Source organism: Microcystis aeruginosa NIES-843 (genome assembly GCF_000010625.1).
Taxonomy (GTDB): Bacteria; Cyanobacteriota; Cyanobacteriia; order Cyanobacteriales; family Microcystaceae; genus Microcystis; species Microcystis aeruginosa.
Genome location: NC_010296.1, coordinates 3,799,746 through 3,812,811, shown reverse-complemented (window position 1 = coordinate 3,812,811; position 13,066 = coordinate 3,799,746). Strand labels below are relative to the sequence as shown.

Below are 13,066 nucleotides of genomic sequence, written 5' to 3'. Positions count from 1 at the left end.
CACCAAAACTTCTATCCTCACCCTTAGGATAACTGCTGCATAATTTTTAGAAATCCCACAGCACGGGATTATCATCCAAGAAATCAGTTACCTGTTTACCAATATTATCAATTAATTTTAGGTCTTCTGGGGTTAAATTAATTGTCATTGCTTGAGCGTTATTAACTGCTTGAGCGGCATTTCTTACCCCAGCAATTGCATTAGTTTGGGGTTGCTTAATTAACCAAGCCAGAGATAATTGAGCTAGGGAACAACTATAGCGGTTAGCAATCGGTTCTAATTGAGTTAAAGCCGCTTGTACCCTCTGAAAGTTTTCGCCATGAAAGAGTTTATTTTTAATTCTATGGTCTTCCGCTGCCAACTGATAACCGTTTCTAAATTTTCCTGTTAATAAACCTTGGGCAAGGGGAGAATAGGCTAGAATAGAAATATTATTGTCTATACAATAGGGCATATTTTCCTTTTCTACCGAGCGCCAAAAGAGAGAATAGGGAGGTTGAATACTCTCAATTCTGCCGTATTGACCAGCTTCTTCCAGTTGAGAGCGGGAGAAATTGGAAACCCCTATAGCGCGAATTTTTCCCTGTGCTTTCAGATAATTAAGAGCGGCCATAGTTTCAGAAATAGGCACTATTTCCGTGTTCCATGAGCCACTAGGCCAATGAATTTGGTAAAGATCGATATAATCAGTTTGGAGGTTTTTTAAAGAGCGATGGCAAGCTGCGATAACTTGCTCATATTTGAGGTGATTAGCAAAAACTTTTGTGGCATAAATTACCTGTTCTCGCACATCGGCTAAAGCTTGAGCGACAATCAATTCCGAGTGACCTTCCCCGTAGATTTCGGCTGTATCTACAGTGGTAATTCCTGCCTCAAAAGCGGCACGAATGGCTTTAATACTTTCCTCATCTTCAATACCTGCCCACATCTTTTTTCCTGCTTGCCAAGTACCCACGAGAAGGGGAGTAATTTCTATATTAGTCTGACCGAGATAGCGTTTTTGCATAACAGTTTTTTTGATGGGTTAAGTATGCTTAGGGTTTTAGTCGAGTTTAGGGTTTAAAATCTCAGCTAAAGAGGACTAAAGTGACAAGGATAAAAACTTTTACCAGTAGGGGTGTAAAGAACAAACTTAATAAGCCACAAAAAAGACCTAATAAGCAGGTACTGAGGCTAATTATTTCGCCGTGAACATTGTAGCTAATCGACAGGGAGATTAGGGCTAGAGTAAGGAGAAAAATCATAGTTTTCTTTCCTGAGTCTCTTGAGCAGAAAAGCCGTGACTGCTCACGACTTTTCGCCGTTTCTATATCTATTATTAGCTCGATTACTTAGCTATTGACATCCGGGTAAAGTAAACTTTTTTAACGGAAAAGATTTAAAAATCCGTTGAAGAGGCCTGTCAGACCGGTAAAGGGACTTAAAACCGTGCCGAGGGTGTCGGTAGCAGATGCCAGACCGCTACGATGAACCACAACCACATCATTATTGCGGAGAATCGGGTTAGTTTTCTCGTTGATACCCTGGGAAAAATCGATGTTAATTGAGGTTTTGGTAACGGTCCCGTTAGGATTGAGACGAATTAATTCCACTGTGGACTGATTGGCCCGACGCTTATCAAAGTCTCCTGCGGTTAAAATTGCCTGATTGAGAGGGGTATTGGGAGGAACTTCAATTGTCCCCGGTTTTTTCACCTCCCCGACCACTTTCACGTTAATGGTTTTAGGGGCAAAACTGGCCGATGCTAGGGTTTCCGATTCCTTGGCCGAGATTTCAGTAGCGGTGGGGATAATCACCGTATCACCTTCTTGAAGAAAGATATCGCCGGTCATATCACCTTTATCGAGCAAACTCCAGAGATCTACGGGGATTTTCTGCTGGGAACCGTCACGAGTATAACGCAGCACTTGTACCTGTCGGATATCGGCCAGAGGTTTGATGCCTCCCGCTTGTTGGATAGCTTGGGTTAGTCGGGCCGGTTTCCTGGTGCCGCCGCGATCTTGGTCATTATTGTTGTTATTGTTATTGTTGGCAGTGGGGACAATACGATGGGACCCCGGACGATAAACTTCTCCCACCACAGTAACATTAATTTCTCGATCGCTATCTAGTCCAAAATTGGCATCGGCTAATTGATTGACTTCCCCGACGCTAAGGGTCGTTTTAGTGGGAATAACGATGCTATCGCCATCTCTGAGGCTAATATCTTGGGTTTTATCGCCTTTTTGGATTAATTGCCAGAGATTCGCTTGAATTAGCTGTTCTTGTCCCTTGAGGTTGCGTCGGATTTGAACTTGACCAATATCGGCCACCGTAGTCACTCCCCCTGCTTGCCGGATTATTTCGGTCAATAGGGGCGTTTTTTGGCTTTGTTCGGGGTTAATTGTATAAGTACCCGGACGATTGACTTCCCCCGCGATGGCGATTTGCAGAGGCCGGGGGGTGAGAATGCTAACAGTAACCACGGGACGCTTGAGATAGGTGGTGTAACGTTTAGCGAGGGTTTGGCCGGCTTCGGTGACGGTCATTCCCTCCACTTTGACGCTACCAATCAGAGGTAAAGTCAGGGTTCCATCGGCTAAAACAAGGAAATCGCCGCTTAAATCGGCGACTTGGTAGACGGTGACGCGGACTTTATCTCCTTCTCCTAGGGTGTACTCTTTGCTTTCTGCGGGGATAGGAGCAATCGCCTCTTTAGCGGGTGCAGGACTACTCGGAGGAGTGGCTTGGACTGGGCGAGCCTCTAAGGAAGTTAGGGGGGCAATAGTGCCGATAATTAATAGATAACGTAGGGATTTACTGATTAAATCCTGTAATTGGTTGCTATTTAACATGATCAATAGGATTAATTTTATCGTTAACATTGGCGATCAGTGTAGCACAAATAGTCGATCGCCTATGGAAACCCCGTGTAATATCGCATCTATCGAGAGTTACCGCTAACTGTAAGATAGTTTTAACGATTGCCTGTATGTAAAGGGGTATATTAATTTTATGACAGCTACTAGCACAATTCCCGATTTTTGTCAAGGAATAAAATATTTTGGGGGTTCCTTACCCGAATTTGATAAATATGCAGGAAAAGCCGCTATCGCTGAGGGAAAAACCGCTATTATTGCCGCTAATGACCCGAATGCTATCTATCAAACCCTCCTAGCCGCCGATGCTTTGCGTTACCTCACCCTACAAATCACCGCTACCAAAGAATCGGGACACCCCGGCGGTTTTGCCAGCGCTGCCGACGTAATTGCCTCTTTGATGATGTTGGGCCAGAAAAATATCTTCACCGAAGTGGGCCATCATGCCCCCGGTTTTTATAGTAACGTCTTTCTCGATCGCTCTCTCGAAGCCATGGGCATCAGCAACGTCAGGGAATTGGGAGAACGTTTTCGGGAAAAACACGGACTTTTAGGGCATCTTTCCGGACAAATCCCCGGACTGCTCGGGCCGGCTGGTCCTTTGGGCCAAGGCCAACATTTCGCCATGGCGGCGGCCAAATTACACCCTAATACCCTTTTCCCTGTGACTATCGGGGATGGTGGTTTAGGAGAACCGTATATTATGAGTAGTTTTGGTCATTTTCACACTGCTTATCCCGAAATTACCAATTTTCTACCGATTTTAGTTTGGAATGGCTATTCCCAAGAACACCATAGCATGGTGTCCCTGAAAACTAACGCCGAAATGGAAGCCTATTGGCGCGGTAATGGTTTCGAGGAAGTGATTCTCATTAATGCCAAAGACTTCGATAATGCTCATCAAAATGGGGAATATGTAGATAGCACCAAATTCTCTTTTAACCAGCGTCTGGAGTTCATGAAAGCGGTGTTAATGGCCACGGATAAAGCCGCCCAATTAGCTTTAGGAGGTAAACTAACCGTTATCATTATTAAACAACTTAAAGGGGCGGGAGTTCACAAACGGGGAGCGGCTTCCCATAATCTTTATCCAGGAGATTCTTTAGAAAAAGATTATATCGTTGCTGCCTTACAAGAACGCGCTTTACCCCCTGAAGCTTGGGCAATTGTTCGTACTAATTTCGAGCGCTCTGGAGGCGGTCCGGCAGTGGAAACAGTGGTAACGGAAAAAGTCTTCCCGCTGCCGGATTTAGGAACCTTACCGATGACGGAATATACTGTGGGTGGTGATAAAAAAGTGGCCACCACTGCCATGGGGGAATTAGTGGTAGCTGTGGGTAAAGCTGACCCCAATTTTGTCGTCACTAATGCTGATGGTAATGCCGCTTCGGGAATTAATAATATTAACGTCGGTTTAAAGATTATTCACCCCACCAGCGATGATACCTATTTCCAAGCACCTAACGGTCAAGTTTATGAGCCTTTAAGCGAGGATGCCTGTGCTGGATTAGCCGTCGGTTTATCTCTCTTGGGAGCGCGGACTTTATGGTGTTCCTACGAGTCTTTTGCTATCAATGGTTTACCGATTTGGCAGACTGTAACCCAAGCGATGGCCGAGTTACGTCGTCCCACCCCTTCTACTATTACTTTATTCACCGCCGGAGCCTTAGAGCAAGGGCGTAATGGTTGGACACACCAACGCCCAGAGATTGAAAATTATTTCGCCGCTATGATGCGAAATGGCAATATTTTTCCTCTCTTTCCCTGCGATGCTAACAGTATTCAAGTCTGTTATGAATGGGCGTTAGGAACTAGCAATAAAGGCATTACAATCACCGCTAGTAAATCGCCTTTACCGGTGCGAACCACTTTTGAGCAAACCCGTCAAGCTTTAGAAAAAGGCGGCGTAATTCTCCACGAATCGGAAGGCAGTAAAAAAGTTGTTTTTGCCGTCATTGGTGATATGACTTTATTACCCGTCTTTGAGTCTGCACAACAGTTAGAAGCAGCGGGAATCGGTGTAAAAATCGTCTCGGTAATTAATCCCCGTCGTCTCTACCGTCCTAGCGATGTGATGAGTGAAACTAGCTCGGCAGCTGATAATAATTTCCTCGATGATGCTGGTTTTGACAGTCTCTTTGCCGGTGATGCTTTAATCGGAGTAACCGGTGGTACAAGCGCCATGTTAGAACCGATTATGTTACGCAGTAACACCCGTCGGGATGTCTTCGCTTGGAAACGGGGAGAAACCACCGCCAGTGCCGGGGAAATTATGGCCTATAATGGCTTAACTGCCAATGCTTTAACTGTGCGTGCTACCCAGTTATTAGGCTAAGTTCCCAGTTAGTTTTTTTTGATTATTCCCTACTCTCTCTGATTGGAAAGTAGGGATTTTTTCTCAGGTCACTTTCGCCAACGGAGTAAACTTTTAATAATTTTCCATAGGCGAGGATATTGGAGGGATAGATAGCGTTTAATATGGGATTTTAAACTAACTAAATCCTGAGATTCTTTCAGTTCTCTATCTTGATAAAAACGAATTAAATCATCCCGTCTTTTCAGTAAAATTTTAATTTGTTGGTAATCTTCTGAGCTTAAAACTTGATGGGGTTGAATATTTTCTGGCAGCGGGCGCGGGATGTAAAAAGTTGTATGAGATGGTGATAATTCCTGGTCTGGACGTTCTTTGGTATAGAGATAGATAGAAAGAGATTTACGCGATAAATGCCGTTGATTTTCTGGTAAGTTAATCTGAGAAAATCCATGCCATGAATATTCATTGGTTTCAAAAATAACACAACGATTAAAGATGGGTACAAAAGATTTAATCTTATTTTCTTCCGGTTGACGAGGATTGGAATGTAACTCGAGATTCCCTCCCCAATCTGCTTGCCATTGGGGATTTAAATAGATTAATAAATTCAAGCGGCGATGATACCAATGACGCTCATCGAGGTTAAAATCAATGTGAGGGTCTAATTCTTGACCCTGTAAATTTTCGTGGGTTCCACCCCCATAAAAACTAGGGTCTGGAATTAAATTATCGACACCGGTTAATTCGGAAATTAACTCTAAAAACTCTTTAGCTTGAACGTAGCGGCCAAACTGTTGATAAACACCCCCTAAACCGATTAAATCCTCATTAACCGCCTTGCCGCCAACTTTTCCTAACTCACTAATGGCTTTTTGCGGATTAAAACTGGGAAAATTTTCCAGCAAAATTTGCGCTTGCTCCCTAACTAAAAAATTATCGATGACCAAATGCTTAAACGGTTGCGCTGTCTCAAAATCTTGACGATAGACAGAAGATTTCTCATAAACAAGGGGATTAATAAACATTAGACAGCTTTTTTGTTGGTATGATAAATTGTAGCAATCAGACTAGCAAAATAAAGATTAACTCTCCTATTGACCTCATCGCCTATGGACTGGTGGCACAAACTCAAAGATAATCCTCTCGCCCGTTGGGGAGCAGTTTTACTGTTAATCTTCTATTTAAGCGTAATGGCGGCGGATTTTGTCGCTCCCTACTCTCCCTACTCCTCCCAACCCGGTCAGTCTCTCCTACCCCCCACCCAAATCTTTTGGCGCTCGCAGTCGGGAAGTAACAAGGGTGAGTGGATTGGCCCCCACGTCTATCCCACCACTCAAAGTGCTATTAATATAGAAACTGGTGAGCGGAAGCTAATGAGAGATTTTAACAACCCCTTGCCGCTGCGTCTCTTGGTTAAGGGTGAAACCTATAATTTCGGTCAAATTCGCCTACCTTTGCCGCCAAAATGGCAGGAAGTAACTTTATTCCCCGGTATCCCTTTTGATCTCCATCTGTTCGGAGTCATCGGCGATGGTAGAATCAATATATTGGGAACCGACGAATCGGGACGCGATAGTTTTAGTCGCTTGATTTTCGGGGGCAGAATTAGTTTATTTATCGGTTTGGTCGGGATTTTAATTTCTTTCCCTATCGGTTTATTTGTCGGTGGCGTTTCTGGCTATTTTGGCGGTTGGTTAGATGCAATTTTAATGCGTTTTGTGGAAGTTTTAATGACTATCCCCGGCATATATTTACTCGTGGCCCTAGCGGCCGTTTTACCCGCAGGATTAACCAGCACCCAACGCTTTTTATTAATCGTCCTGATTACTTCTTTTATCAGTTGGTCGGGATTAGCGCGGGTAATTCGCGGTCAAGTTTTATCCCTGAAAGAACAGGAATTTATTCAGGCTGCTAAAGCTATGGGAGCAAAACCCCTTTATATTATTCTGCGTCATGTGCTGCCCCAAACTGCCAGTTATATCATTATTTCTGCTACGTTAGCCGTGCCTGGTTTTATCGTGGCCGAATCGGTTTTAAGTTTAATTGGTTTGGGAATTCAACAACCAGATCCTAGTTGGGGAAATATGCTTTCTCTGGCTACCAATGCCTCAATTATTGTTCTACAACCCTGGTTAATTTGGCCAGCTGCTTTGTTAATTATTCTCACCGTTTTAGCTTTTAATTTACTCGGTGATGGTTTACGCGATGCCCTAGATCCTCGCAATTTAGAGAGATAATTTAGTTATTTTATCAGTCAGGAGGCAGTCAGCAGCAGGCAGGAGATAGATTTTAGGGGTTGGGGTTTTGGGGTTTTAGGGTTGTAGTTCAATTTCCCCACCTCCCCACCTCCCCACCTCCCCACTTCCCCACTTCCCCACTTCCCCACTTCCCCACTTGCCATTATGAATAGAATCAGTAAAACTTTTAATAATTTCGCCGATAGTTTGGTGATTTATAGTCAAAGATACGGGAAAATAAGCTGGGTAATATTTTTAATTATCTTTGCCTGTATCATGACGATAACCTTTAATTATCCGGCACAATCGACCAATCAACCCCAAGAAAAACCCGAAATTCGTGGAGTTTGGTTAACTAATATCGATAGTGAGGTATTATTTAAACCAGAAATCCTAAAAGATGCCCTTGATAGGTTGGCTGATTTAAACTTTAACACTATTTATCCCACGGTCTGGAATTGGGGTTATACACTCTATCCTTCTAGGGTAGCAGAAAAAGTGACGGGACGAGCGATCGATCCCCATGAATCTTTAAAAAATCGTGACTTTTTAAAGGAAATAATTAGCCAAGGTCATCGAAAAAAATTAAGAATTATTCCCTGGTTTGAATTTGGTTTTATGGCTCCTGCGGATTCAGAATTAGCAAAACGACATCCCGATTGGTTAACCCAAAGACAGGATAAAAGTGTGATTTGGTGGGAAGGAAAAGTGCATCAACGGGTGTGGTTAAATCCCTTACATCCGCAAGTACAAAACTTTATTACGGATTTAGTCAGCGAGATTATTACTAACTACGATATAGAAGGAATTCAGTTTGATGATCATTTTGGTTATCCCACCGATTTTGGCTATGATGAAACCACGATTAAACTCTATCAAAGGGAACATTCGGGACAATTACCCCCGCAAGATTACCAAGATAAAGCATGGATTCAATGGCGGGCCGATAAAATTACTGACTATATGAATACTTTAGCCCAGATGATTAAAAAGCGCCAACCTACAGCGATTATTTCCCTATCTCCTAATCCCTACACTTTCTCCCTAGAATCCTATCTTTTAGATTGGCAAAAATGGCAACAAAAAAACTTGATTGATGAGTTAATAATACAAGTGTATCGAACTGATATGAACGCCTTTGACTGGGAATTATCGCAACCAGAATTACAGCAAGCTAGAGAATCTATCCCCGTGGCTATTGGGATTTTATCTGGTTTAAAAGGTCGTCCGATTCCGATGGTTAATATTACTCAACAAGTGGAAAAATCGAGACAACAAAATTTTGGCGTTTCTTTCTTTTTCTACGAAACTTTATGGAATATGAGCAATGAATCTCCTTCCTATCGACGCAGGATTTTTCGAGAAATACTCCAGTCTGCTAATCCTCGCTAAAATTAGGGAAAATTGCTGACTTTCAGCTAAATTATTGCCCTAACCCGGCTATAGTTTCTTAAGTTTATCTTTAAATTAAGAAAAAGCAGCAGGGAGAAACTAGAATCGCTAGAATGAAAGAAGACTCTCTTTTATCACTTTATCCATGCTGATCAGACATAACCGAAGCTCGATCGCTAAACCTATTTTACTGTTTCTCGGCTGCCTTGTGATCGGGCAGTTGGGGGTATTAGTGGTAGCCAATAGCCTCTGGTTTACCGAGATGGGTTATTTAAACACTTTCCTGAAACAATTATCTTGGCAACTAGGATTAGGTTGGGGAAGTGCGATTCTTTCTCTACTCTTTATTTTTACTAATTTACGTTTAGCCCAGCGTTTTCGTTGGCAAAAAGCCAAGGAAGATAGTTATCCTCTTAGTCCTCAATCTCCTAGTATTAATTTACTCGGTCTTTTGATTATCGCAACGGGAATTGGAGCTTGGATCGGGTCAATGTTATTGTATTACAGTAAACTAGCCCTCAGTCTCTGGACACCAGATTTTAATCTCCCTAACCTTAGTTCTTCCCTAAGTTCTCCTCTGGAAATAGTTTGGATTAGGCAAGTATTAACTGATATTTCCAGTAATTTGTGGCAAGGGTTAATTATCGCTTTTTTAGTCTTGGGATTATTAATTAAAACCGAGTATTTTTTGCGAATAATATCTATAGTATTCACTGTCATGCTATCTTTCATTATTGCTGGGCAGTGGGCGAATTTTTTAAAATATTTTTATGGTGTTCCTTTCAATATTAACGATCCTCAATACGGGAATGATTTAGGTTTTTACATCTTTCAATTACCCCTGTGGCAGTTACTAGAATTATGGCTCACTGGTGTGGGAATATATACTCTTTTTGCTGTTATTTTAACCTATCTTTTTTCGGCCGATAGTCTTTCTCTGGGAACATTTCCGGGGTTTTCCCGTCCGCAACTGCGTCATTTATACGCCCTGTGGAGTGGGTTAATGGGGCTGCTAGTATTACACCATATTATTCAGCGTTACCTGCTACTTTATTCTCCGGAAGGGGTAGTTTATGGTGCGGGTTATATCGATGTTCATGTTGGTCAATTTATTGAAATTATTCTGGGAATTATTGCAGGAATAACCTCTATATGGTTAGGAGAAAAAGCATTATTTGGTAAAAAAGACCGTCGCAAGTTATACAAAAATACTAAGAAAAAGTTGGTATTTTTCCCCTACTTAGTTCCTGTATTTCTCTATTTAATTGTTTGGATAAGTGGCACAATTATCAGTGGACTATTGCAAAGAACTGTCGTACAACCGAATGAATTAGTGAGAGAAAGACCCTATATCGAAAGAAGTATTCAATCCACAAGAGCGGCTTTTTCCTTAGATAGAATTGATGCCCAAGTTTTCGATCCACAGGCCGAATTAAATGCCGAAGTTTTAGAGAGAAACCATCTAACTATCGATAATATTCGTCTTTGGGACACCAAACCACTGCTAGAAACTAACCGACAATTACAGCAAATTCGCTTATATTATAAATTCCCCGATGCTGATATCGATCGCTATCGGGTACGAGTAGGATTGCCTGAAAAAATCGAAGAACGTCAAATATCTGAAAAACAACAGACAATTATTGCCGCTAGAGAATTAGATTATAGTGCGGTTCCCACTTCTGCTAACACTTGGGTGAATAAACATCTCGTTTATACCCACGGTTATGGGTTCACTCTTTCCCCGGTTAATTTAGTGGCTGCCGGGGGTTTACCCTACTATTTTGTCAAAGATATCGGCACAAATAAAGACGAAGGGGCCCTACAAACCTCTAGCGAATTAATTGATTATAGTATTCCCATTGGTAAACCCCGCATTTACTACGGGGAATTAACTAATAATTATGTGATGACTCCCACCACCGTAGAAGAATTGGATTTTCCTAGCGGGGATGGAAATGTCTATAATACCTACGATGGTAAGGGAGGAATCCTAGTGGGGACGGGGTGGAGACGTTGGCTATTTGCCCTTTATCTGCGGGATTGGCAAATGTTATTTAGCCAAGATTTTACTCCCGAAACTCGCTTATTAATGCGTCGTGATATCCAAAATCGTGTGCAAACTATCGCCCCTTTTTTAAATTATGATCGCAACCCCTATTTAGTAGCGGCAGATGTGGGCGATAGTAGTAGTAAATTACATTGGATTATTGATGCTTATACTATCAGCAATCGCTATCCCTATTCTGACCCGGGGAAAGATAAATTTAACTATATTCGCAATTCGGTCAAAGTGGTAGTGGATGCCTATCATGGAACGGTGAATTTCTATGTTGCCGATGAAAATGATCCAATCATTCAGACGTGGAGTAAAATCTTTCCTCATCTCTTTAAATCTTTAGCAGAAATGCCGAAAACTCTCCGCAGTCATATCCGTTATCCCGAAGATTTATTTAGTACCCAAGCGGAAAGATTATTAACCTATCACATGACCGATCCGCAAGTATTTTATAATCGGGAGGATCAATGGGAAATTCCCCTAGAAATTTACGGCACGGAACCCCAGGCTGTATCACCCTATTATTTAATCATGAAACTGCCCGATTCCGACAAAGAAGAATTTATTCTCCTCCATCCCTATACTCCCTCTAGTCGGCAAAATTTAATCGCTTGGTTAGCGGCGCGTTCAGACGATAGAGAGTATGGTAAGTTATTACTCTATCAATTTCCTAAACAAAGGTTAGTGTACGGACCGAATCAAATTGAGGCTTTAATTAACCAAGATCCAGATATTTCTCAACAGATTTCCCTTTGGAATCGGGACGGTTCTAAAGTTTTGCAAGGACATCTATTAATTATTCCCATTGAACAATCGCTGCTTTATGTAGAACCTTTGTATCTAGTGGCAGACCAAAATAGTGTCCCGACAATCGCTAGAGTAACAGTTGCTTATCAAAATAAAATTGTCATGGAACCAACCTTGAAGGAAGCTTTAGAAAAGCTATTCTCAGGTGATCAGAGCTAAATTGCCGCTAATTGGCCACAAATTAGCAAGAAAGCTGATGCTGGTTCCAGAACGATCCTCAATATCCCCGAATTTGCCCAGAAAATTGACTGCTCTGGTTAATCAGCCAATTTTAAAATCCAGTATCATCAAAGGATTGAGTTATGCTTTTAATTAGAAAAGTGGGCAATTAATTCTGTGCGAGATAAATTAATTATTAAAGGGGTAAACTCCTCCACTGGTAATAATAAAATGCGCTCGATGATTAGGGACAAATCTGGGTCTAAATTACCAAAACGAGCTTTCAATAAATTTTCTATCACCAGACGTTCTCCCTGTTGAAGACCCTGTTGAAGACCTTGTTGAAGACCCTGTTGAAGACCCTGTTGAAGACCCTGTTGAAGACCCTGTTGAAGACCTTGTTGACGGCCAGCATCCAGTTCTTCCTGAAGACGGGAAGTGTATAAAGGTGATAATCTCATAATTAACTCTCTGTCCTCCTGTTCAAGCTCTTGATCGTTAGTTAAAGAAGTTCTCAAGTTTAATAATAATTCTAGAGCATTTACCCGAAAAGGATGGTCCTCTGGTAACGATTCTAACTCATCGATCGCCCTTGCTTGTACTTTTCCCCGGCCTAAAATTCTTAACCAGAGAGTTGCTTCTGTTGGGGGTAATTGATGGATAACGGTGATTGCCGTGCGTAAAGAGGGAGCCAAAAAATAGATACCTTCCCCCCAATTCTCCTCATCTAATTTAGCTCCGAATCCTCCTAACAGTTGCGAGGAAGCACTGGGAGTCAAAATCCAGAGACGGGGGATTTCCCCATCGTTAAGATTCGTTTTCTGACGATTTGCTTGACGATTAATTTCCCCTTCCACTTCCAATAGTTTTAACAGACAAGTTCTAATTTCTGTAGCGGTGACAGGATTACGAAAGGGTTCAAATAAACAGGGATTAATCGCCATTTTTCCCAGTAATCCCAGCAGTTCTCTAGGATTATTATCGAGAATCTGGGGTGAAAACCAGACATCGATTTCTCGTACTTCTCCTCGGACAACCCGTGCCGATTTTACCTCTCCCAGAGAAGATAATAATTCTTCGAGATAATCTTTGGCAAACTGGTCATGAATAAATCTAGTCATAGGTTTATCTAACATGATTTAATAACTTATCTCGTAATTGCTTAATCCTCAATATCCCCGAATTTGCCCGGAAAATTGACTGCTCTGGTTAATCAGCCAATTTTAAAATCCAGTATCAT

9 protein-coding genes are annotated in these 13,066 nt (G+C 42.0%); 4 read left to right on the top strand and 5 right to left on the bottom strand.

The features are described 5' to 3' along the window. Positions 1-46: 46 nt before the first annotated feature. Positions 47-1,006 (bottom strand): aldo/keto reductase, encoded by a 960-nt coding sequence (locus MAE_RS17950; protein WP_012266831.1) that lies wholly within the window; start codon positions 1,004-1,006, stop codon positions 47-49. A gap of 358 nt (positions 1,007-1,364) precedes the next feature. Continuing rightward, positions 1,365-2,864, bottom strand: coding sequence for an SLBB domain-containing protein (locus MAE_RS17945; RefSeq protein ID WP_041804195.1), 1,500 nt, complete (start codon positions 2,862-2,864; stop codon positions 1,365-1,367). Positions 2,865-2,994: 130 nt separating this feature from the next. On the opposite strand from MAE_RS17945, the gene MAE_RS17940 reads away from it, so the two are divergent. Further along, positions 2,995-5,193 carry a transketolase gene (locus tag MAE_RS17940; protein WP_002760845.1) on the top strand — a complete coding sequence of 733 codons (2,199 nt, stop codon included), beginning with the start codon at positions 2,995-2,997 and terminating at the stop codon, positions 5,191-5,193. Positions 5,194-5,261: 68 nt separating this feature from the next. Here the strand turns inward: MAE_RS17940 and MAE_RS17935 are convergent, their stop codons facing one another. Continuing rightward, positions 5,262-6,197, bottom strand: a complete 936-nt coding sequence (locus tag MAE_RS17935; RefSeq protein WP_012266829.1) for a 2OG-Fe(II) oxygenase — start codon at positions 6,195-6,197, stop codon at positions 5,262-5,264. Positions 6,198-6,281: 84 nt separating this feature from the next. Here MAE_RS17935 and MAE_RS17930 point away from each other — a divergent pair, with 84 nt between their 5' ends. Next, complete coding sequence (locus tag MAE_RS17930) at positions 6,282-7,409, top strand: ABC transporter permease (RefSeq protein ID WP_002760841.1); 1,128 nt, start codon at positions 6,282-6,284, stop codon at positions 7,407-7,409. A gap of 75 nt (positions 7,410-7,484) precedes the next feature. On the opposite strand, the gene MAE_RS33480 is transcribed toward MAE_RS17930, so the two are convergent. Then, positions 7,485-7,634, bottom strand: coding sequence for a hypothetical protein (locus MAE_RS33480; RefSeq protein WP_158303541.1), 150 nt, complete (start codon positions 7,632-7,634; stop codon positions 7,485-7,487). Between MAE_RS33480 and MAE_RS17925 the strand changes: the two genes are divergently transcribed. Then, complete coding sequence (locus tag MAE_RS17925) at positions 7,575-8,801, top strand: glycoside hydrolase family 10 protein (RefSeq protein ID WP_012266828.1); 1,227 nt, start codon at positions 7,575-7,577, stop codon at positions 8,799-8,801. The genes MAE_RS33480 and MAE_RS17925 overlap by 60 nt on opposite strands. A gap of 145 nt (positions 8,802-8,946) precedes the next feature. Beyond that, a complete protein-coding gene (locus tag MAE_RS17920; protein WP_012266827.1) occupies positions 8,947-11,826 on the top strand; it encodes a UPF0182 family protein in 2,880 nt (959 codons plus the stop codon). Between the two features lie 149 nt (positions 11,827-11,975). Here MAE_RS17920 and MAE_RS17915 read toward each other — a convergent pair whose 3' ends face one another. Beyond that, a complete protein-coding gene (locus MAE_RS17915) occupies positions 11,976-12,947 on the bottom strand; it encodes a hypothetical protein (RefSeq protein WP_012266826.1) in 972 nt (323 codons plus the stop codon). Positions 12,948-13,066: the final 119 nt, after the last annotated feature.